Consider the following 24,255-nt stretch of genomic DNA (forward strand, 5'->3'; position numbering starts at 1 on the left):
GCGCTCTCCCCCCGGCGCCTCTGCTTGTTTTCCAGTCCGCTTTGCGATCCCTATATGCCCTCACGGCCTTCCCCCGCCGGGCCGTCAAAGGACTTCCGATGCTGCGAATTGTTCTGGCGCTTTTTCTCCTGGCTGTTCCGAGCCTTGCCCACGCGACCGACGCCGGCTGGGCGTTGCTGCGCGACGGCGGCCATGTCGTGCTGCTTCGCCACGCTTTTGTCACCGGGGCGACCGACCCGGCCAATTTCGACATCGGCAATTGCGCGACGCAGCTCAACCTGTCGGAGCGCGGCAAGCAGCAGGCAAGCCGCATCGGCGCACTCTTCGCGGCGCGCGCGGCGCCGATCGACCACGTGCTCTCCAGCCGCTATTGCCRTTGCCTCGACACGGCCCGCATCGCTTTCGAATCCGAACCGCAACCCTTCGCGCCGCTCGACCTGCTCAAGACCGACCCGGCCGAAAAGACCGCGCAAATGGAAGCGGTGATGAAGGAGATCCGCGGCTATTCCGGCTCCGACAATCTGGTGCTGGTCACGCATCTGGAAAACATCGAGGCGCTCACCGGCATAGCGCCGCGCGAGGGCGAGGCCGTGGTGGTGGCACCGGAAGGCGACGCCCTCAAGGTGCTCGGTCGCGTCACTTTCTAAGGCGTCGCGCCGACCGGTGTTGCCGAAATACAACTCCTGGAAGAAGCCGCAAATCCGTCGCGACAATGCCGCTTGCGACAACCCGTCGCAGGGTCTATAGGCGCGCTCCCGGTCACGAAAACCGAAGCGAGCACAACGGTTGGAGCTTTCGTCTCCGCCCGCGCAGCCGGCTCTGCCACACTGTGTACGGCGCCGTTTCGGGGATAGGGATTGCGGATGTAGCTCAGAGGTGAGAGCGCCGGATTTGGGTCCGGAGGTCGGGGGTTCGAGTCCCTTCATCCACATCGCGGATAGCTCAGAGGGTAGAGCATCAGATTTTTAATCTGACTGTCGAAGGTTCGATTCCTTCTCCAACGGCCTGATAAGCCGACACCTTCAGGTGGTGTTATCCAAAGGTCCGGGGACCGGAATGCGAGGATTTCACGGACGACAGGGCTTCGGCCTCGCCGGCCCGCGACGTCCTGCGCCATCGGCTCGCGGCCAGGCCCGCGGTGACGATCAAGGCGCGACGCGGCCGGCAAAGGAAGCTTCGGCTTCCGGCGCCCGCTTCGCCGCCCCGCGATCCGCTCCCAAGGGTCCGCCGTGGATCGATGCCACCGGTCCCCGGATCATTCGTGCCCGGACATGAAGTACGACGACGAAACGAGAAACGAAAAGGATGATCGACGCATGACGTGACGCCTCGCATGGGGCCATGCCCGACAGGAGTAAGACAATGAAGACCATTCTCGAAAAGCTTCTTGGACGCCAGCGCGTCCTCGTGAAGGAAAATGAACGTGCCGTCGCCCTCTACAAGGGCGAGATCCAGGCGATCCTGATGCCGGGCGAACATTGGCTCGCCAACCGGCGCGGAAACCTGGAAATCTCCAGGCACGACCTGAAGAACCCGGAATTCGTTTCGGCTTACGAGAAGGCGTTGTTCGACAAGCTCCCGGATGTGGCCGCGCGTCACTTCACCGTCGTCCGCACCGGGCGCACGGACATCGCCGTCGTCGAGCGCGACGGCGCCCTCCACGCTGTTCTGTCTCCGGACCGCAAGCTCGTGCTTTGGACCGATGCCGGACCGTGGAAGGTGACGACTGTCGACACGGCGGCCGATCTGGCTGTCGATCCGGCCCTGATGCGCCGGATCGGCCAGGCCCGGAAGACGGAGCATGTGTTCCTGCATCCGGTCGTGGACGGTCAGGTCGGGCTGTTGTTCGTGGACGGCGTCTTTGCCCGCACACTTGCCGCGGGCGTGCACGCCTTCTGGAATGTCGGGCGCATGGTCCAGGTGAAGGTCGTCGACATCAAGCGCCAGTCGCTCGATGTCGCCGGGCAGGAAGTGCTGACCAGGGATCGCGTGACGATCCGCGTCAACATCGCCGCCGAATACCGGGTCGTCGATCCGGTGACGGCGGTGAGCACGGTGAAGGACTTCTCGGAAGCCCTCTACCGCGCCCTGCAGTATGCCTTCCGCAAGACGCTTGGCGCGCTCACGCTCGACCAGATCCTCGACAAGAAGGTGACGGTCGACAAGGACGTGGCGGCCAAGGTGCGCGACGACATGGCCGCGATCGGCGTCGAGGTCAGCGATATCGCTCTCAAGGATGTGATCCTGCCGGGCGACATGCGCGAGATCCTCAACCAGGTGGTTTCGGCCGAGAAGCAGGCCGAGGCCAACGTCATCCGCCGCCGCGAGGAGACGAACGCCACGCGTTCGCTCCTCAACACGGCCAAGGTGATGGCCGAGAACCCGGTGATGCTGCGGCTGAAGGAGCTCGAGGCTCTCGAAGCCATCGCCGGCAAGGTCGAGCGGCTCACCGTCCACAACGGGACGGGCGGGCTGCTCAACGATCTGGTCAAGCTCCGCGACTGATGCATGTCGCCCAAAAACGGTTCCGGCTTCGGGACAACGACATGCATCGACATCGAAAGCTGACGTCGCGTAAAATGGGAAGGGCCGCCGGGTAGACCGGCGGCCCTTCTTGCGTTTCCCTGGCCCCTACTCATCTGCCCTCGRCGCATCAGGCCTTTTCCTGCCGGGAAAAACCGATTAGACAGCGCCCAAAGCAAGATGCGGACAGATTCCGCCCGCAACCCGAAGGAAGAGCCCTTGTCCACCACGTTCGAGAAAGTCGCCAAGATCATTGCCGACACCAGCGAGATCGATATCGACACCATCACGCCCGAGAGCCACACCATTGACGATCTCGGCATCGACAGCCTCGATTTCCTCGACATCGTCTTCGCCATCGACAAGGAATTCGGCATCAAGGTACCGCTCGAGAAGTGGACGCAGGAAGTCAATGACGGCAAGGCTTCGACCGACGATTACTTCGTCATGAAGAACCTGTGCGCCAAGATCGACGCGCTGGTCGCGGCCAAGGCCGCCTGAAGCGGCTGGGGCGCGGTCTTGACGCGCCCTGCCAGCTGACCCACAACAGCCGCCCCCGCAACAGGCACCCATGAGTTCTCACGACGTCGTCATCACCGGCATCGGCCTTATCTCCTCATTGGGAGAAGGCCCCGACGCGCATTGGCAGAAGCTGACGCAGCCTGGGTTCCAGCCGGTGCTCGATGCGGCACGCTTCGCGCCCTATACCATCCATCCCCTGCCCGAGATCGACTGGAACCTGCAGATCGCCAAGCGCGGCGACCAGCGCCAGATGGAGACCTGGCAGCGGCTCGGCACCTATGCCGCGGGCCTCGCGTTGGACGATGCCGGCATCAAGGGCAACGACGAGCTCTGCACCACGATGGACATGGTGGTGGCGGCCGGTGGYGGCGAGCGCGACGAGGCCGTCGAYGCCGCGATCCTTGCGGCCTCCGAGAGCCGCAACGACCGCGACGTGCTGCTCAACGAGAAGCTGACCACGGAACTGCGGCCGACTTTGTTCCTTGCCCAGCTCTCCAACCTGCTCGCCGGCAACATCTCCATTGTCCACAAGGTCACYGGTTCCTCCCGCACCTTCATGGGCGAGGAAGGTGCCGGCGTTTCGGCCGTCGAGACGGCGGCCGCCCGCATCCGTTCGGGACAGTCGACCCATGTTCTGGTCGGCGGCGCCTTCCAGACCGAGCATTCCGACATGCTGCTCGGCTACGAGCTTGCCGGCTACCTGCATCGCGGGCCTTGGAAGCCGGTCTGGCAGCGCCAGGGCTCCGAAGGCGGCGGCGTGGTAACGGGCTCGGGCAGCGCCTTCCTCGTGCTCGAACAGCGCGAGCACGCAAAAAAACGCGGCCGCAAGATCTACGCCGAGCTTGGCCCTGTTGTCTCCGGCCGCGCCAGGCGCCGGCAAGGCGAGTTGAATGCAGGGATTGCCGCGCTGTTGAAGCAGGCCCACCTTCCCGATGGCGACCTRCTGACGATTTCCGCCGCCTCCGGCGCGCACGTCGCAACCGCGGCCGAAAAAGCGGTGCTCGACRCCAACCCGGCTTTGGCCGTGCGCGCCTTCTCGACGCTGACCGGCCATATGAAGGAAGCGCAATTCCCCTTTGCGGTTGCGCTCGCGGCAATGGCYGTGGACCGTGGGGCCGGCTATCCTGTCTTCGATGCCACGGCGGAGCGCCCATTCGGAGGCGCCCCCAATTCCGTCCTTGCAACCGCGATCGGCTATCACCAATTCGAGGGTCTGGGGCTGATCAAGGCCGCTTAGAGCAATTCCAGGAAGGCGCGTAGCGGTTTTCCGTCCGGATTGCGTGAAAACAAAGAGTTAGAGCGGCTTGGTGATTCTATGAAACGAACCGCTGAACCGCTCTAGAACGAGGCAATAGAACATGGCCAATCTTCGCGATCACATGGGTCGGCCGATTGTCGCGGTGACCGGCATCGGCGTGGTGACGTCGCTGGGTGTCGGCAAAAAGGACAATTGGGCGGCGCTGACCTYGGGCAAATCCGGCATCCATCCGATCACCCGCTTTCCCGTCGACCACCTCAACACCCGCATTTCCGGCATGGTCGACTTCCTGCCCTCGAGCTCGAAGGGCGCCAGCCACCTCACTTACGAACTGGCCGAGACGGCGGCCCAGGAGGCCGTCTCGGAAGCTGGCCTCGATTCCGGCGATTTCGCCGGCCCGCTGTTCCTGGCCTCGCCGCCGGTCGAGCTCGACTGGGCCGACCGTTTCTCGCTCTATAATTCCGACAAGAATGACGGCGGCGCCGAAAGGCTGCTGCGAGTGGCGCGCGGGCTGAAGGAGCTCGACATCTTCGAGACCACGCAGTTCGGCTCGATCGCCGACCAGCTGGCCGACCGCTTCGGCACGCGCGGCCTGCCGATCACTTTATCCACCGCCTGCGCCTCGGGCGCCACTGCCATCCAGCTCGGCGTCGAGGCGATCCGGCGCGGCGAGTGCGACAAGGCGCTGTCGATCGGCGCCGACGGCTCGGCCACCGCCGAGGCGCTGATCCGCTTCTCGCTGCTGTCGGCGCTCTCCACCCATAACGACATCCCCGAGAAAGCGTCAAAACCCTTCTCCAAGGACCGCGACGGCTTTGTCCTGGCCGAAGGCTCCGGCGCGCTGGTGCTGGAATCGCTGGAGGYCGCCCTTGCCCGCGGCGCGACCATCCTCGGCATCATGCGCGGCTGCGGCGAGCGCGCCGACGACTTCCACCGAACCCGCTCCAAGCCCGATGCTTCGCCGGCGATCGCCACGGTGCGCGCTGCCCTTGCCGATGCGGGCCTCAGCGAAGACGAGATCGACTATGTCAACGCGCACGGCACCTCGACGCCGGAAAACGACAAGATGGAGCACCTGTCGCTGTCGACGGTGTTCGGCGAGCGGGTCGGCTCGATGCCGATCTCTTCGAACAAGTCGATGATCGGCCACACGCTGTCCGCCGCCGGCGCGGTCGAGGCCGCGTTCTCGCTGATGACCATGCGCGAGAGCGTCATCCCGCCGACCATCAATTACGACAATCCCGATCCGGCTATTGTCCTCGACGTGGTGCCGAACAAGAAGCGCAACGCCGAAGTCGGCACGGTCTTGTCGAATTCCTTCGGCTTCGGCGGTCAGAACACTTGCCTTGTCATGGCGCGGGAACCGGTCTAAGCGGACTTTTTCAGCCAGACTGAACCGACAGGCCACATGCGCGCATTGCAACTTATCGAGGACCGCCGTCTCGAAACGGTGGACCTGACGCCTCCCCCGCCGCCTTCACTGGGCGAAGTGACGCTCCGCATCAAGGCGGTGGCGCTCAACCATATCGACGTCTGGGGCTGGCGTGGCATGGCCTTCGCCAAGCGCAAGCTGCCGCTGGTCGTCGGCGCCGAGGCTGCCGGCGAGGTCGAGGCGGTCGGCCCCGGCGTCTCCAACCTGCTGCCGGGACAGTTGGTGTCGATCTACGGCGCGCGCACCTGCGGGTTGTGCCGCGCCTGCCGCGAAGGCCGCGATAATCTCTGCGAGCACGTTTCCGGGGTCCACGGCTTCCATCTTGACGGCTTTGCGCAGGAAAAGATCAACCTGCCGGCCCGCCTCCTGGTGCCCGCTCCCCCCGGCGTCACGGAAATCGGCGCCGCGGTCGCTCCTGTCACCTTCGGCACCGTCGAGCACATGCTGTTCGACAATGCCAGACTGGAACCCGGCGAAACCATCCTTGTCCATGCCGGCGGTTCCGGCATCGGCACCGCCGCTATTCAACTCGCCAAGAGGATGGGTTGCACGGTGATCACCACGGTCGGCTCCAACGACAAGATCGACAAGGCCAAGGCGCTTGGCGCCGACCACGTCATCAACTACCGCGAGGACCGTTTCGAAGGCGTCGTGCGCAAGCTGACGAAGAAGAAGGGCGTCGACGTCGTGTTCGAACATGTCGGCGCCGACACCTTCGCCGGCTCGATGTTGTCCCTGAAGCGCGGCGGGCGCCTCGTCACCTGCGGCTCGACCTCCGGCGTGTCGACGCAGGTCAACCTCATGCAGCTCTTCCAGCAGCAGCTGAAGCTGCTAGGCTCCTTCGGCTGCCGCATGGAGAACATGGCCAACGCCATGCAGAAGATGGCCGCCGGCCTCGTCGCCCCCGTCATCGATACGGAGGTGGGCTTCGACGACATCGATGCGGCGCTGAAGCGCATGGAAGGCCGCGACGTCTTCGGCAAGATCATCCTGCGCGTTTCCTAAAGCAATTCCAGGAAAGGCGGATGGTCGGCAACGCGCTCAGGAAAGCCCGCCGGGACTTCATGTTCCGCTACGGCCGGCGGCTGCGCCAGATGGAGCACTGGCTGGTCGCCAGGCTCGCCATCGTGTTGCTCTCGCTGCTACGCCTGTTGCCGCCGGACAGCGCGCTCAACTTTGCCGACCGCGCCGCCCGCCGGGTCGGTCCGCTGGTCGGGCGCCACCGCGTGGCGGTCAACAATCTGCGCCWTGCCTATCCGCAGAAGAGCGACGCCGAGATCGAGGCCATCGCGCGCGACATGTGGGGCAACATGGCCCGTYTCGCGGCCGAATATATCTTCCTCGACGCGCTGTTCGACTTCGACCCGGACGCTTCGAAGCCGGGGCGGGTCGAGGTTCGCGGTATCGAGCATTTCGTCGAGATCGCCGGCGAAAAGAAGCCGCATATCCTGTTCACCGGCCATCTCGGCAATTTCGAGTTGCTGCCGGTGGCCGCCGCCACGTTCGGCATGAACATCACGGCGCTGTTCCGCCCGCCGAACAATCCTTACCTCGCCGACTACATCCACTCCACGCGCCGCTCCTCGATGGGCGCCCTGCTGCCCTCCGCCGCCGGAGCGTCGTTCGCCCTTGCCGCCATCCTGGAAAAGGGCGGCAATATCGGCGTGCTGGTCGATCAGAAATTCTCGGGCGGCGTGGAGACGACTTTCTTCGGCCGTCCATGCCAGACCAATCCGATGCTTGGCATGCTCGCCCGTCACTATGACTGCGATGTCTACCCCGCCCGCTGCGTCAGGCTGCCGGGCAACCGCTTCCGCCTGGAAATCGAGGACAAGCTGACCCTGCCGCGCACCAGCGACGGCAGCGTCGACGTTGATGCCGCCACCCAGCTTCTCACCGACGTGGTCGAGCGCTGGGTGCGCGAAGATCCCGGACAGTGGATGTGGTTCCACAAGCGCTGGGAAATCAGCGGCCGCCGCCGCAAGCGCGCAAAGGCGAAGGCGGCAGCCGGCCAGTAATTGGCTTTCAGTTGGTGACGACGATCCGCGTGTTGCCGAAGCCGACTTCCTTCACCATCGTGTAGAAGGTCGCCGCATTGGCCGGGTGCAGGCGCACGCAGCCATGCGAGGCCGGGCGCCCGAGATTTCTCACCGACCCGGTGCCGTGAATAGCGTAGCCGCCATGGAAGAACACCGAATAGGGCATCGGCGAGTTGTCGTACTTGCGCGAATACCACATCCGGGCGGTCCATTGCGGCCGGTAGCTGCCGCGCGGCGTGAAGTAGCCCTTGCGCGCGGTCGACACGCTCCAGYGATAGACCACCTGGCCGTATTTGCTGACGGTCATGGTCTGCGACGAGACGTCGATGTTGGCGACCAGCGTTGCCGCCCGGCTTGCGATGGACGTGCCGAACAACGCGGTTGCCAGCACGGTTGCCATGAGAACGAACTTTTTCATGCGATCAAACCCCTTTGATTGCCCCCTGCCATCCACGCGGTTTTCCATCTTTTTGCCGGCAGGTGCGTTAAGTACCACACACTCGTTGACGAATCCGCCAATCCGATGYGGTGAATTTGAACGATTTTCCCGGTATAGTTGCCGCCGCGACACGCACCCTCTGGAGTTTAGGCAGGGGCGTTGGGCCATGCCCGGATCGTCGAGTGGCAATGAGYGACTGCTTGCTTGCAAAAGTGCTGCGTTCCTTCTTCAATCCGCCGCATGGATGAACGACTTCTCAAGGCGGTCGAGGACCGGACCGACGACCTCGTTGCGCTGACCGCGGACCTGATCCGCTTCCCAACCGTCAACCCGCCAGGCGAGGCCTACCGGCCATGCGCCGAGTTTCTTGGCGCCCGCCTGAAGAAACTCGGCTTCGAAACCGAATTCATCCGTGCCGAAGGCGCGCCAGGCGATAGCGACCGCTATCCGCGCGTCAACGTCGTCGCCCGCTTCGATGGCCGCTCGCCCGGCCCCTGCGTGCATTTCAACTCGCATATCGACGTGGTCGAGGCCGGCGACGGCTGGACCGTCGATCCCTTTGCCGGCGTGGTGAAGGACGGCAGGGTCTATGGCCGCGGCGCCTGCGACATGAAGGGCGGCCTGGCCGCTTCGGTCATCGCCGTCGAAGCCTTCATGCGCACCCATCCCGACTTTCCCGGCGCCATCGAGATATCGGGCACGGCGGACGAGGAATCGGGCGGTTTCGGCGGCGTCGCCCATCTGGCCAGGCTCGGCTATTTCTCCAAGCCGAAGGTCGACCACGTCATCATCCCCGAGCCGTTGAACAAGGATCGCATCTGCCTTGGCCATCGCGGCGTCTGGTGGGCCGAGATCGAGACCAAGGGCGAGATCGCGCATGGCTCGATGCCGTTCCTCGGCGACAATGCGGTGCGCCATATGGGCGCCGTCCTGCAGGCCTTCGAGGAGGAATTGTTCCCGGCGCTCGACCGCAAGATGACGCGCATGCCCGTGGTGCCGGAAGGCGCCCGACGCTCGACCATGAACATCAATTCCATCCATGGCGGCCAGACGGAGGATTTCCGGCCGGGCCTCCCCTCGCCCAACGTGCCGGATTCCTGCCGGCTCACCATCGACCGGCGCTTCCTGCTGGAAGAGGACATCGCCACCGTGAAAGGCGAAGTCACCGGCATCCTCGAGCGGCTGAAGCGCGAGCGCAGGAAATTCGACTACGAGATCCGCGACCTGATGGAGGTGCTGCCRCTGATGACCGAGCGCGACGCGCCGGTGGTGAAGGCTGTCGCCAAAGGCATCATGGAGGTGTTCGACCGCGAGCCCGACTATGTGATCTCGCCCGGCACCTATGACCAGAAGCATGTCGCGCGCCTCGGCCATCTCTATGACTGCATCGCCTATGGCCCGGGCATTCTCGACCTTGCGCATAGGCCGGACGAATGGGTGGGCATCGCCGACATGGTGGAATCGGCCAAGGTGATGGCGATCGGCCTCAACGTGCTCTTGCGCGGCACGACCGGCTGATACGCAAAAACATTCCGCCTGGCGCCGCTGGGCAGCACGAAACGCAATTTACTCGCGAGCGAAATCACGCTTCTATCCGCCAGCTTGAGCACGTTTGAGCAATGGGAGTTCAGCGATGAAACTGTGGAAGACCATCCTGGCCGCGGCTGTGCTGTCGCTTGCCGCCGCCACGTCGGCCTTTGCCGCGCGCACCGATCTCACGCTCGGGATCGTGCTCGAGCCGCCGCATCTCGATCCGACCGCCGGCGCGGCCGCGGCCATCGGCGAAGTCACCTATGCCAACGTCTTCGAAGGGCTGACGCGCATCGACGACAACGGCCAGGTTCAACCCGCTCTCGCCGAGAGCTGGGCCGTCTCCGACGACGGCAAGGTCTACACGTTCAAGCTGCATTCCGGCGTGAAGTTCCACGATGGCTCGGCCTTCAGCGCCGGCGACGTGAAATTCTCGCTGGACCGGGCGCGCRCCAAGGATTCGCTCAATCCGCAAAAGCAGCTCTTTGCCCACATCACCGACGTCGCGGCGGTCGACCCGGCAACCGTCAAGGTCACTCTCGACGGGCCGCAGGGCGGTTTCCTTTACGACATGGGCCAGGTTGCGGCGGTGATCGTGGCGAAGGGTTCGGCCGACGGCAACAAGGACAAGCCGATCGGCACCGGTCCATTCAAGCTCGATCACTGGGCCAAGGGTTCCGAGATCACGCTGGTCAAGAACCCGGACTACTGGGGTACGCCTGCCGCGCTCGACAAGGCGACATTCCGCATCGTGCCCGACGCCGCCGCGGCTGTCCCCGCATTGCTCTCGGGCGACATCCAGGCTTTCGCCAACATGCCGGCACAGGACGCGCTCGCGCAGGTCCAGTCCGATCCGCGCTTCAGCGTCGTGATCGGCGCGACCGAGGGCGAGACGATCCTGTCGATCAACAACAAGAAGCCACCCTTCGACAAGCTCGCGGTGCGCCAGGCGCTCGCCTCGGCGATCGATCGCAATGCCATCATCGCGGCCGCCTCGAACGGTCTTGGAAAGCCGATCGGCTCGCATTTTTCGCCAGGCGACGCGGGCTATGTCGATCTCACCGGCGTCTATCCGCACGACATCGCCAAGGCCAAGGCGTATCTGAAGGAAGCGGGACTGGAGAACGGCTTTTCGGCCACGATCAAGCTGCCGCCCGTGCCCTACGCACGCGACGGCGGCCAGGTTATTCAGTCCCAGCTGAAGGAGATCGGAGTCAATCTGCAGATCATTCCGGTCGAGTGGGCGGAGTGGCTGAGCCAGGTCTTCACCAACAAGGACTACGACCTGACGATCGTTTCCCATGTCGAGCCAAACGACATCGATATCTATTCGCGGCCCGGCTACTATTTCCAGTACGACAATCCGAAGTTCAACGATGTCATCAAGGAGCTCGGCACCACGGTCGACAAGGACAAGAGGCTGGAGCTGCTGGGCGAGGCGCAGAAGATTCTCGCGCACGACGTGCCCGCCGTCTACCTGTTCGAGCTGCCGAAGATCGGCGTCTGGGACGCCAAGCTGCAGGGCATGTGGACGAACTGGCCGATCGAGGCGGATGATCTGACCAAGGTGAAGTGGACGGATTGAGCCTGGCGCGATCGCCCGATCGCTTCCCATGACCGCCTATCTCCTGAAACGCCTGATCATCGCGGCCCTCACCCTGGTGCTGGCCTCGATGGTGGTGTTCGCGGTCATGGAAATCCTGCCCGGCGATCCGGCGCGCCTGATGCTGGGCATGAATGCCAGYGCCGACCAGGTTGAAGTGCTGCGCGACCAGATGGGGCTGAACGCGCCGCTGGCGCTGCGCTACCTGCACTGGGCGGGCGGCTTGCTCAGCCTCGATTTCGGCCGCTCCTACACCTATTCGGTGCCTGTCATCGACCTGGTGCGCGAACGCATTGCCGTCTCCCTGCCCCTGGCGCTGATCGCGCTGGCGCTCTCGACCATCATCGCCATTCCGGTCGGCGTATTCTCGGCCAGCCGCCAGGGCCGTGCCGGCGACACGCTGGCGATGGGCGCGGCCCAGCTCGGCGTCGCCGTGCCGAATTTCTGGTTCGCGCTGATGCTGATCTATCTCTTTGCCGTCTGGCTGCATCTGGTGCCGGCCGGCGGCTTTCCGGGCTGGGGCGCCGGTATCTGGGCGGCGTTGAAATCCCTGATCTTGCCGGCCATCGCTCTCGCGTTGCCGCAGGCGGCGATCCTGGCGCGCGTCGCCCGCTCGGCGCTGATCGAGGTGCTCAACGAAGACTATATCCGCACCGCGCGCGCCAAGGGCCTGCCCTACCGCGCCGTGCTGTGGCGCCACGCGCTGCGCAACGCCATGATCCCGGTGCTCACCATCCTCGGCCTGCAATTCGCCTTCCTGCTTGCGGGCACCATCATCATCGAGAATGTCTTCTATTTGCCGGGCCTCGGCCGGCTGATCTTCCAGGCCATCACCCAGCGCGACCTGATCGTGGTCGAAAGCATCGTCATGCTGCTGGTCGCCGCCGTGATCCTCATCAACCTCCTCGTCGATTTCTCCTACGCTATCGTCGACCCGCGCCTCAGGGGCCGGCAATGACCATGCGCATCGACCTCCCCAAGGAAACCATCGCCGGCGTGCTGGCCAAGGCCTTCGGCAACCGCTCCTTCCTGATCGGTCTGGCCATCACGCTGCTGATCGTGGCCATGGCGCTGCTGTCCTTCGTCTGGACGCCGTACGACGTCACCAAGCTGGTGATCGCCGACAAGACGCAGGCGCCCTCGGCGGCGCACTGGTTCGGCACCGATCATTTCGGCCGCGACATCCTGTCGATGGTCATGGTCGGCGCCCGCAATTCGATTGCGGTGGCGCTGGTCGCCGTCGGCATCGGCATGGGCATAGGCGTCCCGCTCGGCGCCTTCGCGGCGGCGCGCGGCGGACTGGCCGACGAGGCGCTGATGCGCGTCAACGATCTCGTCTTCGCCTTCCCGGCCTTGCTTTCGGCGATCATGATCACCGCCATCTTCGGCCCGGGCGCCGTCAACGCCATCATCGCCATCGGCATCTTCAACATCCCGGTCTTCGCCCGTGTGGCGCGGGCCGGCGCTTTAGCCATCTGGCCGCGCGAATTCATCCTCGCCGCGCGCGCCGCCGGCAAGGGCATGACGCGGATCAGCATCGAGCACATATTGCCCAACATCGCGACGCTGCTGCTCGTCCAGGGCACGATCCAGTTCGCGCTGGGCATCCTTGCCGAGGCCGGGCTTTCCTATGTCGGCCTCGGCGCCCAACCGCCGATGCCGAGCTGGGGCCGCATGCTGTTCGACGCGCAGACACGCATGGTGACCGCGCCCTGGATGGCGATCTTTCCCGGCATGGCCATCGTCATCACCGTGCTTGGGCTGAACCTGCTCGGCGACGGCCTCGCCGACATCCTCGATCCGAAATCGCGGCGGCGCCGATGAGCCTGCTCGAGATCGAGAACCTGTCGCTGGCGATYGGCGCCACGCCGATCCTCAAAGGCGTCGACCTGACCGTCGCACCCGGCGAGGTGGTCGGTCTGGTCGGCGAATCCGGCTCCGGCAAGTCGATGACGGCGCTGACGATCATGCGGCTTTTGCCGCATCTGGCGCGCACTGAGGGCCGCGTCGCCTTCGACGGCATCGACATCCTCGGCGCGACCGAAGACCAGATGTGCGCCTTGCGCGGCGACGATATCGGCATGGTCTTCCAGGAGCCGATGACGGCGCTCAATCCAGTCAAGACCATCGGCGAGCAGGTCGCCGAAGGTATCCGCTGGCACACCAAGGCGGGCCGCGCCGAGGCGGAAGAGCGCACACGAAAAATCCTCGACCGCGTCGGGCTGCCGGAGGCCAAATTCCCGCTGTCGCGCTACCCGCACGAACTGTCGGGCGGCCAGCGCCAGCGCGTTGTCATAGCCATCGCCTGCGCGCTGAAACCGAAGCTCCTGATCGCCGATGAGCCGACGACGGCGCTCGACGTGGTGCTGCAGGCCCAGATCCTCGACTTGCTGCGTGATCTGGTGCGTGAGAACCGCATGGGCCTGTTGCTCATCTCGCACGACCTGGCGGTCGTGACCGAGATGGCTGATCGCCTGACCATCCTGCGCCGTGGCGAGGTGACGGAGGCTGGCGAAACCGCGCGCACGCTGTCGGAGCAACAACATCCCTACACGCGCGAGCTGGCGTTGGCCTCCATGCACGTGCCGGCGCGGCCGAAACCGCACCTTGCCGGGTCGGCGAAGCCCTTGCTCGACGTCGAGGGCGTCGGCCGGGTGTATCCGGGGCGGCGCATATCGCTGTTGCGGCCGACAGAGCCGATTCGCGCCGTCAACGATGTCTCGCTCACCATCGAGCCCGCGCAATCGGTGGCGCTGGWCGGCCGCTCGGGTTGCGGCAAGTCCACGCTTGCCCGCATGATCCTCGCCCTGGACAAGCCGACGGCGGGCACGATCCGCTTTCGCGGCGAGYCCATCACAGGCAAGCCGGAACAGGCGCTGAGGCCGGCCCGGCGCGACATGCAGGTGGTGTTCCAGGACCCTTACGGCTCCTTCGATCCGCGCCAGAAGGTGGAGAAGCTGGTGGCCGAGCCGCTGCATCTTCTGGAAAAGCAGCCGGCAAAGGCCGAGCGTCGCGAGATGGTCGCGAATGCGCTGCACGAAGTCGGGCTCGGCCCGCGCGACATGGACAAATATCCGCATGAGTTCTCGGGCGGCCAGCGCCAGCGCCTGTCGATCGCGCGGGCCATCATCACCCGCCCGAAGCTGGTGGTCGCAGACGAGCCGGTCTCGGCGCTGGACGTCTCCATCCGCGCCCAGATCCTCGACCTCTTCGCCGAGCTCAACCAGAAGCTCGGCATCGCCTACCTCTTCATCACCCACGACCTGACGGTCGCCCGCGCCATGGCGGACGAGGTGCTGGTCATGCATGAAGGCAGGATCGTCGAGCGCGGCCGGGCCGCCGACGTGCTCGATCATCCGCGCTCGGAAGCCGCGCAGGCACTGGTCGCGGCCGCACCCGACCTGCACCGCGCGATCGCGCGCAAAATGCAGGAACAGGGGTAGACGAACAGCCTTTTGTTTGACGCAATTCCGGACGGAAAACCGCTTCGCACTTTTCCTGGAATTGCTTCAGCTCTCCGGCTTAACCAGATCGACCGGGCTGATGTCGAGCAGGTCGAGCGTGCGGCGCAGCAGCTTCACCTCGCTCTCCGCCAGCCTGGCATCGGCCTTGGCGATCTCGGCCATATGGCGCGCGAGCAGCTTTCGGCGCTCGACGTCAAGGTCGCGGAACAGCGCGATCGCCTGCGAGCCGTTGGTCTCGTAGCCATAGTCGTTGAGATATTCGATGACGCTGTCGATGCTGCTTTCCGGAATGCCGAAGGCTTCCTTGCAGATGCGTCGGAAGACGGCCATCTCGCTCTCCGAGACCGAGCCGTCGGCCAGGATCATGCGAAACAGCATCAGAAGCTCCGCCGACAGCACAGGATCGTCCGCCACCTTGCGCACGCCCGGGTCACCGTCGAAGATCGAACGTATCTGGTCGAGCAGCGCCATCGCCACCAAGCTCCCCTTTGCGATTCCGTCTAGATTGTTAGCTCGGAATCGCTCTTGCGCAAACGGGGCGAGCGTGATGGAAGCTGCGGCTTCCTTCCTCTGTGCCTTTCCCTCAATGATCGACCTTACCCTGCAGACCGTTCTCATCCTCGTCGCCGCCGCTTTCGCGGCGGGTTTTGTCGACTCGATCGCCGGCGGCGGCGGGCTGATCACGATCCCGGCGCTGCTGCTCGCCGGCTTCTCGCCGGTCGCGGCGCTCGGCACCAACAAACTGCAGGGCATGTTCGGCTCCGGCTCGGCCACCATCCACTATGCCGCCAACGGCCAGGTCGACCTGCGCCGCCAGCTGCCGTCGGCGCTGCTGGCGCTTGTCGGCGGCGCGGTTGGCGCCTTGCTGGCGACCGTCGTCCCCGGCGATTTCCTGCGCGCCATCCTGCCGCTGCTCCTGATCGCCATCGCGCTCTATTTCGCGCTGAAACCGAATATGGACGATGTCGACCGCGCCGAACGGCTGTCGCCTTTCCTATTCGGGCTGATCATCCCGCCGCTGGTCGGCTTCTATGACGGCGTCTTCGGCCCTGGCGCCGGCTCCTTCTACATGCTCGCCTTCGTCACGCTTGCCGGCTACGGCGTGCTCAAGGCGACGGCGCACACCAAGCTGCTCAACTTCGCTTCCAACATCGGCGGCTTCGTCGTCTTCGCCGCTGTCGGCGTCATCGATTGGAAGATCGGCCTGATGATGGGCGTGGCGCAGTTCATCGGCGCCCGCGTCGGCGCGAGCCTTGCCATCCGCATCGGCGCCAGGCTGATCAAGCCGCTACTCGTGGTCGCCTGCCTGGCGCTAGCCGCGAAGCTGCTGGCCGACCCGGACAATCCCTTGCGCCAGCTAATTGGTAAGTGACCGCACCACTGGTAGAATAAGCGCGCGCGAATCATGTTGGAGGGACTAGACATGAATCTCAGTGCACCCACCCAGCTTGTGTTCATCATTTCGTTGGTCATCGCCATCATCGGTCTTCTTGCCGCTTTTGGTCTGCTTGCGTTCATTCCGCTCGCGTCCGTTTGGATCATGCTCATCGCCTATATCGTGCTCGCCGCCGGCTGTTTGATGCGCGGGGCCTGAGCCAAGGTAAATCAGCAATCTCAGGCAACTCGGAGCGCCCGGCCCTGYCGGGCGCTTTTGATTTGAGGACGCGGTCTGATAGGCTTGCGCCATGTCCGACGAGCCAGAGCGTCATCGCCAGGATAACCGCTCTCCCGCCCTGCATTTCGAGATGGTGCGGCGCAAGCCCTCTGCCTCGCTCGCAGGGATCGTCACGGATATCTGCGGCTATCGCGAGACCTGCCCCGGTCATTTCCGCATCGTCGAATACGCTTCGCTGACTGTGCCGCTGGTGATCAGCTTCGCCGAGGCCTTCGCCATCGGGCTCGGCCACACGCCCGGCGACAATGACCGCTACGCCAGCTTCGCTGCCGGCCTCTATGCGGGGCCGGTCATGATCGAATCGTTCGGCGGCGCCTGCTGCGTCCAGGTCAATTTCACACCACTTGGCGCCAGGCGCTTCTTCGGCCTGCCGATGAGCGAGCTGCGGGACCGAATGGTCGGGCTGGACGATGCGCTGGGCTTTGACGGCATCGCGCTGCGCGAACGGCTCGGCGACGCGCCAGATTGGGGTACGCGCTTCGACATAGCCGAGAACTATATCGCCGGCCGCCTTGTGGAAGCGAATGCCCTTTCGCCCGAAGTCGCCTGGGCCTACAGGACGGTCATCGCATCGGGCGGCCGTACCCGGATTTCCGTGCTCGCCGGCGAGATCGRCTGGAGCCGCAAGCACCTTGCGGCCAAATTCACCGACGCGATCGGCATCGCCCCGAAGACCTTATCGCGCATCGTACGCTTCAACCGAGCGCTGTCGCTGTCGAAGCGACAGGACGACGACTGGGCCGGCATCGCCGCCGATTGCGGTTATGCCGACCAGGCGCATCTGGTGCGCGAATTCCGCCAGCTTGCCGGCGAAACGCCCACCGGACTCGCCGCGTTGATGTAGGCCTGAGCCGAGGTAACATTYCTTCAAGACGCCGGAACAGCCTTGGTCGAAATTGGGCTCATCGACGCGAACAAGGAGATCGTCATGCCCTCGTCAACCGAAGCACCCCGTCTCTATCCAGCCCTACGTTACCGGAACGCCGCCAAGATGATCGATTGGCTCTGCGAAGCCTTTGGCTTCGAGGTCCGCGCCCGCTATGGTGACGGCGACATCGTCCACCACGCCGAGCTGACCTTCGGCTCCTCGATGATCATGCTGGGCACGGCGCGCGACGACGATTACGGCAAGATGGTCGGCGAGCCAGGCGAAGGCGGCGGCAAGTCGATCTATATCGCCGTCGATGATGCCGATGCCGCCTATGCGCGCGCCAGGAAGGCCGGCGCGAAAATCCTCCAGGAACTGGTCGACCGCGACTATGGCAGCCGCGAGTTCATCTGCCTCGACCCCGAAGGCAATGTCTGGTCCTTCGGCACCTATTGGCCGAAGGCGGGTGAGAAGGCGTGAGCCTCAGCGCGCGACGGCAAAGATGGCGTCACAGTCGAGATGCCGCTCCATCTCGGCCGCGACCTCGTCCAGCGCCCTCTCGACGTCCGCACGGTAGTCGATGCCGCCTCCTTTGACGCCAAGGCTCTCAAGATAGGCGGCGCGAAAAGCATCGGCGGAAAACAACCCGTGCAGATAGGTGCCGATCACCTTGCCGTCGGCGGAGGTCGCGCCGTCCTCGACGCCGTTGAGGATCGTCGAGGGCCGCGCCGTATCCGGACCGGTGGTGCGGCCGAGATGGATCTCATAGCCCTCGAGCGGCAGGCCGAACTGCACCGAATGCGCATTTGAATTGCGCACGGTCTTTTCCGGCTCCATCACCGTTTCGGTGTCGAGCAGGCCGAGGCCCTCGGCCTCTCTCACGCTGCCTTCGATGCCGTCGGGATCGCGCACCATGCGGCCGAGCATCTGGTAGCCGCCGCAGATGCCGACGACATGGCCGCCACGCTTGCGGTGGGCAAGAAGATCGCGGTCCCAGCCATTCTCACGGAATTTGATGAGATCGCCGATGGTCGATTTGGAGCCGGGGATGACGACAAGCCCGGCATCTTCCGGCAGCCTCTGGCCCGGCGGCACGAACACCACCTCGACCTGCGGCTCGGCTTTCAGCGGATCGAAGTCATCGAAATTGGCGATGCGCGCCAGCATCGGCACCGCCACCTTCAGCGCCCTTTTCCCGCCGGAAGCGAGGCGTTCGAGCACGACGGAATCCTCGGACGGCAGCCGACCGGCCGCCTTCAGCCAAGRCACCACGCCGAAGCAGCGCCAGCCGGTGAACTTTTCGATTGCCTTGATGCCGTCGTCGAACAAAGAGACATCGCCGCGGAACTTGTTGATAATGTAGCCGGCGATCATGCGCCGGTCCTGCTCCGGCAGGATGAGATGGGTGCCCGCGACCGAAGCGATGACACCGCCGCGATCGATGTCGCCGACCAGGATTACCGGCACGTTGGCCYGCGTCGCGAACCCCATATTGGCGATGTCGCGGCTCCTGAGATTGATCTCGGCAGGCGAGCCCGCGCCTTCGACGATGACCAGGTCCGCGCCCTCGCCGATCTTGGCCCAGGACTCCAGCACCGCGTCCATCAATCCTGCCTTCATCGCCTGGTAGTCGCGCGCCCGCGCCTCGCCATAGACCTTGCCCTRCACCACCACCTGAGAGCCGATATCGCTCTGCGGCTTGAGCAGCACCGGGTTCATATGCACCGTCGGACGAACCCCACAGGCCAGCGCCTGCAGCCATTGCCCGCGGCCGATCTCGCCTTCGCCGGCCCCATTCTCACCGGCTTTATCGCCGGGAATGTCGGCGACGGCGGCATTGTTCGACATGTTCTGCGGCTTGAACGGCCTGACCTTCAGCCCGCGATTCTTCGCCGCGCGGCAAAGCCCGGCCACCAACACGGTCTTGCCGACATCGGAACCCGTGCCCTGCAGCATGATCGCCCTAGACATCAGCCCCTGCCTCTCAAGTCGATCATCGGGCCGATCGTCGACTTCTGCGCCAGCGGACCGCCGCGCCAGAGATAGAGCGCCATCAGCGGCTCCTTGCCGGTGCGCATGGCATGGCTGACATTGGAAGCGTGGTGGATCACTTCGCCGGCATCGCGAATATGAAAGTCCCCCTCGCCCATCCGCCACTCGGTGCCTCCGGTCAGCGGGATGTAGATTTCCTCGGCGATATGGTGATGGTCGGGATAGACGATGTTCGGTCCAAGGATCAGCAGGCCTCCCGCGACCGTGTCATTGACGAAATGCCCGCGCGTGCCGAACACTTCCAGCCAGCCGTAATTGTCGATGAAACCCTGCCCGAAATCGGCGGCGGTATAGGTTTGTCCCCAGCGCAGCTCGTCCCGATGGTCGGCAACGAACCGCGCCAGCGGCTTGGCGTCGGGCGTCGCAAGCTCGGCGATGCGATCGAGATGGTTAAGACAGCCAAGCGCATGCGGTTCGAGAGAGCGCACAGGCATGTCCCAGCCGATGCGCGCGGCCTCTTCGGCGACGAGATCGCTGTCGACGCCGCCGAGATAGGCTCGGAATCGCTCCAGCAAATCATCGAAAATTGTCGGCACGCAAGAGCTCCGTTAGTCATTCCATGCACAGCCGGTTCTCAGCGGTCCGGGTTGCGCGGCGGCATCATTGGTCTAGATTGGACGGCGCGCAAAGCCAAAAACGACAGGCCAGAAGGCCTGAAGCGACAGGGAGCACGCCATGGACGCTGCAGTCGATGCGGGCGCTGGCCAGTTCGAACTCAATGAGGAACAGCGCGCCATCCAGGAGATGGCCCAAGCCTTTGCGGCGGACCGCGTCGCGCCCAATGCGCTCGACTGGGACAAGGCAAAGCATTTCCCCGCCGATGTGATCCGCGAGACCGGGCCGCTCGGCCTGGGCGGCATCTATGTGCGCGACGATGTCGGCGGCTCGGCGCTCGGCCGGCTGGACGCGGTGCTGATCTTCGAGGCGCTTGCCCACGCCGATCCGGCCTTTTCCTCCTTCATTTCGATCCACAACATGGCGGCCTCGATGATCGACCGCTTCGGCAGCGACGAGCAGCGCCAGCGCTTCCTGCCGAAACTGACCTCGATGGAATGGCTGGCGAGTTATTGCCTGACCGAGCCCGGCTCGGGCTCGGATGCCGCCGCGCTGAAGACGCGCGCGGTGAAGAGCGGCGGCGATTACGTGCTCAACGGCGCCAAGCAGTTCATTTCCGGCGCCGGCGACAGCGACATCTATGTCGCGATGGCACGCACCGGCGGCGACGGCCCGAAGGGCATCTCGACCTTCGTCGTGCCCAGGGATGCGCCGGGCCTGTCCTTCGGCGCCAACGAGCACAAGATGGGCTGGCACATGCAGTCGACCCGCCAGGTCATCTTCGAGGACTGCAAGGTGCCGGCCGAGAACCTGCTCGCCGCCGAAGGCGCCGGCTTCGGCATCGCCATGGCCGGCCTCGATGGCGGACGGCTCAACATCGCCGCCTGTTCGCTCGGCGGCGCGCAATCGGCGCTCGACAAGGCGCTTGCCTATACGGCTGAGCGCAAGGCCTTCGGCTCGAAGATCAACCAGTTCCAGGCGCTACAGTTCAAGCTGGCCGACATGGAGACGGAGCTGCAGGCGGCCCGCATCTTCCTCTACGCCGCCGCTTCCAAGCTCGACCGCAAGGCGCCCGACGCCGGCAAATGGTCGGCGATGGCCAAGCGCTTCGTCACCGATATCGGCTTCGATATCGCCAACCAGGCGCTGCAGCTGCATGGCGGCTATGGTTATCTGCACGACTACGGCATCGAGAAGCTGGTGCGGGATCTCCGCGTCCACCAGATCCTCGAGGGCACCAACGAGATCATGCGTGTCATCATTGCGCGGACGCTGATTGGCCGCTGAACAGACTTTGGGAGAGAGACAATGAGCACCATCGCCTTCATCGGCTTGGGCAACATGGGCAATCCGATGGCTGCCAATCTCGTCAAGGCGGGGCATGCGGTGCTGGGCTTCGACCTTGTGCCCGAAAACCTGACGGTCGCGAAAGAGCATGGTGTGACCGTCATGGCCAACGCCGTCGCAGCGGTGAAGGACGCCGATGTCGTCATCACCATGCTGCCCGCCGGCAAGCATGTGCTGTCTGTTTACGAAGACATCGCGCCCAAGGCTAAGAAAGGCGCGCTGTTCATCGATTCCTCGACCATCGATGTCGAATCCGCGCGTAAGGCGCATGCGATTGCCGCCAAGCATGGCCTGCCCTCGATCGACGCGCCGGTCTCCGGCGGCACCGGCGGCGCCACGGCCGGCACCCTCACCTTCATGGCCGGCGGTTCCGACGAGGCGTTTGCCACCGCCGAGCCGATCCTGAAGCCGATGGCCGGGCGCATCGTTCATTGCGGCGGCGACGGCGCCGGCCAGGCGGCCAAGATCTGCAACAACATGATTCTCGGCATCTCGATGATCGGCGTCGCCGAGGCCTTTGTGYTCGCCGAAAAGCTCGGCCTGTCGCACCAGGCGCTGTTCGACGTCGCCTCTACCTCTTCCGGCCAATGCTGGTCGCTGACCACCTATTGCCCAGTGCCCGGCCCGGTGCCGGCCTCGCCAGCCAACCGTGACTACAAGCCGGGCTTTGCCGCCGCGCTCATGCTGAAGGACCTGAAACTGTCGCAGGAGGCCGCGCAGAGCGCGGGCGCGGTGACCCCGCTCGGCGCCGAAGCCACGCAGCTCTATGCCTTGTTCAACGCACAAGGCCACGCCGGCACCGATTTTTCCGGCATCATAAATTTCCTGCGCGGCGATAAAAGCTAAGCGGCTGCCTTAGAACGATTATTAGCGGATTTTTTCGACACAAAGCCGGCAAATTTAGATTTGCTTAAGGTCTCGCTAACTCACCGGTAACGATGTGCCTTTAAAACGGATTGCGAGGCGGACAACGCGTCCGCCMGGCGCTCCGGATCAGGTCTCGCGTACCGGAGCCCGTAAGTTTCGCAAGTATTCTCGTCGCGAAACGCCATGCGTATCTGGCAGAGCCGCGTTCCCGCCGGGACGCGGTTTTTGCCATTTGGGGACGTCACGCGATATGTCCAGGAATGGACCGGGCGCCAATCAGGAGCGCCCGGGGAATAATCGCTCAGCGCTTGCGCAAATCGGCATCCGCGAGGTCGAGCGCCTTGGCGATCCGCTCGCAGGCCATGTCGATCGTCTCGCGCGTCCAGACCAGCGGCGGCGACAGGATCATCGTGTCGCCGGTGGCCCGCAGCATCATGCCGTTCGCGATCGCGTGGTCGCGCACGACGACCGCGGCGCTTCCCGACGGCAGATAGCGCTCCTTGGTGGCCTTGTCCTTGACGATCTCGATCGCGYCCATCAGGCCGATCGAACGCACCTCGCCGACCAGCCTGTGCCCAGCGATGCGCTCCTGAAGCGCCTGCGCGAAATAGGGACCGGTGTCGTTCTTGACGCGCTCGACCAGCCCTTCCCTCTCGATGATCTCGAGGTTCTTCAGCGCCACCGCGCAGGCCACCGGATGACCGGAATAAGTGTAGCCGTGATAGAACTCGCCGCCTTTCTCGACGAGCGTCTTTGCGACGCGGTCGCCGACCAGCAGCGCCGACAGCGGCTGGTAGCCCGAGGTCAGCGCCTTGGCGGTGGTAATGGTGTCGGGCTCTACCCCGAAAGTCTGCGCTGCGAACCATTCGCCGGTGCGGCCATAGCCGGTGATGACCTCGTCCAGCATCAGCAGCACATCGTATTTGCGGCAGATGCGCTCGACTTCCGGCCAGTAGCTCATCGGCGGGATCTTCACCCCGCCTGCGCCCATGACCGGCTCGCCGATGAAGGCGGCGACCTTGTCGGCGCCGGCTTCGAGGATCGCGTCCTCGACCGCCTTGGCCGCGCGGATGCCGAAATCATGGTCGCTTTCGCCGGGCAACGCCAGCTCATAGGCATAGGGCATCATCACATGGACGATGTTGGGCACCGCGCCGCCGAGCTGCTTGTGCATCGGCTCCATTCCGCCGAGCGACGTGCCGGCAATCGTCGAGCCGTGATAGGCTGACTTGCGCGAGATGATGCGGTTCTTCTCGGGCTTGCCTTCGAGCGCCCAGTAATGGCGCACGAGCCTGAGCGCCGTGTCGTTGGCTTCCGAGCCGGAGGAGCCGTAAAAAACCTGGCTGACATGCTTGGGCGCCAGCTCCGCCAGCTTCTTCGACAACAGCACCRGCGTCGGCGTCGAGCATTTGAAGAAGGAGTTGTAGTAAGGCAGCTCCTTCATCTGCGCGTAGGCCGCCTCGGCCAGCTCGTCGCGGCCATAGCCGACATTGACGCACCACAAGCCCGCCATGCCGTCGAGGATTTCGGTGCCGTCGGCGTCGTAGATGAACGGGCCCTTGGCATGGGTGATGATGCGCGACCCGGTCTCGCGCAGCTCCTTGTGGTCGGTGAAGGGGTGGAGGTGATGCGCGGCGTCGATCTGCTGAAGCTGCTTCAGCGAATAATTCTGATAGGTCATGGATTTGATCTTTCCTCTTGAATCAATCCGGCAAGAGCCGGGGCGGATTCGTCAGAGGAAGGCAGGCGGCGAATAGCCGATGCGGGCGCACAGCCGCAACAGCTCGGCGCGAAGGGTCCGCGGTGACGGCGTCACCGCGACCCCGAAGGCGCCTGATGTGCTGAAGCGGATCATGGCGGCAGCTTATGCCGCCTGAAGTGCAAAATTCAAGTCGTGAAGGCCAAGATGGCGAGGCAATCGTTTCAGACGAGATTTGTGATTTTATCCGGCGCAGACTGCTAATCGTCCACGTCGGCACCGCCCCTCATCGCCCTGCCGGGCACTTCTCCCCGTATAGTGACGGGGAGAAGGGRCAGGCCGCAACGCCGGCACCTTTCCCGCAACGGCGGCGATTGGCGAA

At 64.5% G+C, this 24,255-nt stretch carries 24 protein-coding genes and 2 tRNA genes; 20 read left to right on the top strand and 6 right to left on the bottom strand.

The window, feature by feature from the left end:
* Positions 1 to 98 precede the first annotated feature (98 nt).
* The 9 genes from LCM4576_RS19570 to LCM4576_RS19610 all read left to right on the top strand — a co-directional run bounded on the left by LCM4576_RS19570 (position 99) and on the right by LCM4576_RS19610 (position 7,753).
* The gene (locus LCM4576_RS19570) at positions 99 to 647 is read left to right on the top strand and encodes a histidine phosphatase family protein (RefSeq protein WP_071033976.1); all 549 of its coding nucleotides are present in this window, start codon (positions 99 to 101) and stop codon (positions 645 to 647) included.
* Positions 648 to 859: 212 nt separating this feature from the next.
* Positions 860 to 931: transfer RNA gene (locus LCM4576_RS19575), tRNA-OTHER, on the top strand.
* A gap of 4 nt (positions 932 to 935) precedes the next feature.
* Positions 936 to 1,001: transfer RNA gene (locus tag LCM4576_RS19580), tRNA-Lys, on the top strand.
* A gap of 361 nt (positions 1,002 to 1,362) precedes the next feature.
* A complete protein-coding gene (locus LCM4576_RS19585; protein ID WP_071033978.1) occupies positions 1,363 to 2,505 on the top strand; it encodes a slipin family protein in 1,143 nt (380 codons plus the stop codon).
* 237 nt (positions 2,506 to 2,742) lie between these two features.
* Complete coding sequence (locus LCM4576_RS19590) at positions 2,743 to 3,024, top strand: acyl carrier protein (protein WP_027167184.1); 282 nt, start codon at positions 2,743 to 2,745, stop codon at positions 3,022 to 3,024.
* A 70-nt stretch (positions 3,025 to 3,094) separates the two neighbouring features.
* Positions 3,095 to 4,282: a beta-ketoacyl-ACP synthase gene (locus LCM4576_RS19595; RefSeq protein WP_071033980.1), complete on the top strand. Its 1,188-nt coding sequence runs from the start codon at positions 3,095 to 3,097 to the stop codon at positions 4,280 to 4,282.
* A 121-nt stretch (positions 4,283 to 4,403) separates the two neighbouring features.
* Positions 4,404 to 5,675, top strand: coding sequence for a beta-ketoacyl-ACP synthase (locus tag LCM4576_RS19600; RefSeq protein WP_071033982.1), 1,272 nt, complete (start codon positions 4,404 to 4,406; stop codon positions 5,673 to 5,675).
* Positions 5,676 to 5,711: 36 nt separating this feature from the next.
* A complete protein-coding gene (locus tag LCM4576_RS19605) occupies positions 5,712 to 6,740 on the top strand; it encodes a zinc-binding dehydrogenase (RefSeq protein WP_071033983.1) in 1,029 nt (342 codons plus the stop codon).
* A gap of 20 nt (positions 6,741 to 6,760) precedes the next feature.
* Entirely contained in the window at positions 6,761 to 7,753 is a 993-nt protein-coding gene (locus tag LCM4576_RS19610; RefSeq protein WP_071033986.1) for a lipid A biosynthesis lauroyl acyltransferase, read from the top strand.
* A gap of 7 nt (positions 7,754 to 7,760) precedes the next feature.
* On the opposite strand, the gene LCM4576_RS19615 is transcribed toward LCM4576_RS19610, so the two are convergent.
* The gene (locus tag LCM4576_RS19615) at positions 7,761 to 8,192 is read right to left on the bottom strand and encodes a L,D-transpeptidase (RefSeq protein WP_071033987.1); all 432 of its coding nucleotides are present in this window, start codon (positions 8,190 to 8,192) and stop codon (positions 7,761 to 7,763) included.
* A 261-nt stretch (positions 8,193 to 8,453) separates the two neighbouring features.
* Here LCM4576_RS19615 and LCM4576_RS19620 point away from each other — a divergent pair, with 261 nt between their 5' ends.
* The 5 genes from LCM4576_RS19620 to LCM4576_RS19640 all read left to right on the top strand — a co-directional run bounded on the left by LCM4576_RS19620 (position 8,454) and on the right by LCM4576_RS19640 (position 14,789).
* Positions 8,454 to 9,731 carry an acetylornithine deacetylase/succinyl-diaminopimelate desuccinylase family protein gene (locus tag LCM4576_RS19620; protein ID WP_071033989.1) on the top strand — a complete coding sequence of 426 codons (1,278 nt, stop codon included), beginning with the start codon at positions 8,454 to 8,456 and terminating at the stop codon, positions 9,729 to 9,731.
* 115 nt (positions 9,732 to 9,846) lie between these two features.
* Positions 9,847 to 11,328: an ABC transporter substrate-binding protein gene (locus tag LCM4576_RS19625; protein ID WP_071033991.1), complete on the top strand. Its 1,482-nt coding sequence runs from the start codon at positions 9,847 to 9,849 to the stop codon at positions 11,326 to 11,328.
* A gap of 28 nt (positions 11,329 to 11,356) precedes the next feature.
* Positions 11,357 to 12,304: an ABC transporter permease gene (locus LCM4576_RS19630; RefSeq protein WP_071033993.1), complete on the top strand. Its 948-nt coding sequence runs from the start codon at positions 11,357 to 11,359 to the stop codon at positions 12,302 to 12,304.
* Positions 12,301 to 13,170, top strand: a complete 870-nt coding sequence (locus LCM4576_RS19635) for an ABC transporter permease (protein WP_071033995.1) — start codon at positions 12,301 to 12,303, stop codon at positions 13,168 to 13,170. The genes LCM4576_RS19630 and LCM4576_RS19635 overlap by 4 nt, the downstream gene beginning before the upstream one ends.
* Positions 13,167 to 14,789, top strand: coding sequence for an ABC transporter ATP-binding protein (locus LCM4576_RS19640; protein ID WP_071033997.1), 1,623 nt, complete (start codon positions 13,167 to 13,169; stop codon positions 14,787 to 14,789). Before LCM4576_RS19635 ends, LCM4576_RS19640 begins: the two co-directional genes overlap by 4 nt.
* A gap of 66 nt (positions 14,790 to 14,855) precedes the next feature.
* Here the strand turns inward: LCM4576_RS19640 and LCM4576_RS19645 are convergent, their stop codons facing one another.
* Entirely contained in the window at positions 14,856 to 15,287 is a 432-nt protein-coding gene (locus tag LCM4576_RS19645; protein ID WP_071034092.1) for a TerB family tellurite resistance protein, read from the bottom strand.
* Between the two features lie 109 nt (positions 15,288 to 15,396).
* Here LCM4576_RS19645 and LCM4576_RS19650 point away from each other — a divergent pair, with 109 nt between their 5' ends.
* The 4 genes from LCM4576_RS19650 (at position 15,397) to LCM4576_RS19660 (ending at position 17,833) form a co-directional block, all read left to right on the top strand.
* Positions 15,397 to 16,182 carry a TSUP family transporter gene (locus tag LCM4576_RS19650; RefSeq protein ID WP_071033999.1) on the top strand — a complete coding sequence of 262 codons (786 nt, stop codon included), beginning with the start codon at positions 15,397 to 15,399 and terminating at the stop codon, positions 16,180 to 16,182.
* 51 nt (positions 16,183 to 16,233) lie between these two features.
* Entirely contained in the window at positions 16,234 to 16,404 is a 171-nt protein-coding gene (locus tag LCM4576_RS35890; protein ID WP_116390196.1) for a hypothetical protein, read from the top strand.
* Between the two features lie 91 nt (positions 16,405 to 16,495).
* Entirely contained in the window at positions 16,496 to 17,329 is an 834-nt protein-coding gene (locus LCM4576_RS19655; protein ID WP_071034001.1) for an AraC family transcriptional regulator, read from the top strand.
* An 84-nt stretch (positions 17,330 to 17,413) separates the two neighbouring features.
* Positions 17,414 to 17,833, top strand: coding sequence for a VOC family protein (locus LCM4576_RS19660; RefSeq protein ID WP_071034094.1), 420 nt, complete (start codon positions 17,414 to 17,416; stop codon positions 17,831 to 17,833).
* 3 nt (positions 17,834 to 17,836) lie between these two features.
* Here LCM4576_RS19660 and LCM4576_RS19665 read toward each other — a convergent pair whose 3' ends face one another.
* Together LCM4576_RS19665 and LCM4576_RS19670 are read right to left on the bottom strand one after the other, a co-directional pair.
* Positions 17,837 to 19,324 (bottom strand): cobyric acid synthase, encoded by a 1,488-nt coding sequence (locus LCM4576_RS19665; protein WP_071034003.1) that lies wholly within the window; start codon positions 19,322 to 19,324, stop codon positions 17,837 to 17,839.
* Positions 19,324 to 19,941, bottom strand: coding sequence for a dimethylsulfonioproprionate lyase family protein (locus LCM4576_RS19670; RefSeq protein WP_071034005.1), 618 nt, complete (start codon positions 19,939 to 19,941; stop codon positions 19,324 to 19,326). The genes LCM4576_RS19665 and LCM4576_RS19670 overlap by 1 nt, the downstream gene beginning before the upstream one ends.
* Positions 19,942 to 20,080: 139 nt before the next feature.
* Between LCM4576_RS19670 and LCM4576_RS19675 the strand changes: the two genes are divergently transcribed.
* Together LCM4576_RS19675 and mmsB are read left to right on the top strand one after the other, a co-directional pair.
* On the top strand, positions 20,081 to 21,247 hold the full coding sequence (locus LCM4576_RS19675) for an isobutyryl-CoA dehydrogenase (protein WP_071034006.1): 1,167 nt from the start codon (positions 20,081 to 20,083) through the stop codon (positions 21,245 to 21,247).
* A 21-nt stretch (positions 21,248 to 21,268) separates the two neighbouring features.
* Positions 21,269 to 22,153, top strand: coding sequence for a 3-hydroxyisobutyrate dehydrogenase (gene mmsB, locus LCM4576_RS19680; RefSeq protein ID WP_071034007.1), 885 nt, complete (start codon positions 21,269 to 21,271; stop codon positions 22,151 to 22,153).
* Between the two features lie 322 nt (positions 22,154 to 22,475).
* On the opposite strand, the gene LCM4576_RS19685 is transcribed toward mmsB, so the two are convergent.
* The gene (locus tag LCM4576_RS19685; RefSeq protein WP_071034009.1) at positions 22,476 to 23,855 is read right to left on the bottom strand and encodes an aspartate aminotransferase family protein; all 1,380 of its coding nucleotides are present in this window, start codon (positions 23,853 to 23,855) and stop codon (positions 22,476 to 22,478) included.
* Positions 23,856 to 23,906: 51 nt separating this feature from the next.
* Positions 23,907 to 24,029, bottom strand: coding sequence for a hypothetical protein (locus tag LCM4576_RS19690; RefSeq protein ID WP_041003987.1), 123 nt, complete (start codon positions 24,027 to 24,029; stop codon positions 23,907 to 23,909).
* Positions 24,030 to 24,255: the final 226 nt, after the last annotated feature.

The organism is Mesorhizobium sp. LCM 4576, from assembly GCF_001854815.1.
Classification (GTDB): domain Bacteria; phylum Pseudomonadota; class Alphaproteobacteria; order Rhizobiales; family Rhizobiaceae; genus Mesorhizobium; species Mesorhizobium plurifarium.

Coding starts and splice junctions, on each gene's coding strand:
- LCM4576_RS19605 (WP_071033983.1), top strand. CDS start 5,712: ATGCGCGCATTGCAACTTATCGAGGACCGCCGTCTCGAAACGGTGGAC.
- LCM4576_RS35890 (WP_116390196.1), top strand. CDS start 16,234: ATGAATCTCAGTGCACCCACCCAGCTTGTGTTCATCATTTCGTTGGTC.
- LCM4576_RS19660 (WP_071034094.1), top strand. CDS start 17,414: ATGCCCTCGTCAACCGAAGCACCCCGTCTCTATCCAGCCCTACGTTAC.
- LCM4576_RS19675 (WP_071034006.1), top strand. CDS start 20,081: ATGGACGCTGCAGTCGATGCGGGCGCTGGCCAGTTCGAACTCAATGAG.
- LCM4576_RS19650 (WP_071033999.1), top strand. CDS start 15,397: ATGATCGACCTTACCCTGCAGACCGTTCTCATCCTCGTCGCCGCCGCT.
- LCM4576_RS19585 (WP_071033978.1), top strand. CDS start 1,363: ATGAAGACCATTCTCGAAAAGCTTCTTGGACGCCAGCGCGTCCTCGTG.
- LCM4576_RS19635 (WP_071033995.1), top strand. CDS start 12,301: ATGACCATGCGCATCGACCTCCCCAAGGAAACCATCGCCGGCGTGCTG.
- LCM4576_RS19690 (WP_041003987.1), bottom strand. CDS start 24,029: ATGATCCGCTTCAGCACATCAGGCGCCTTCGGGGTCGCGGTGACGCCG.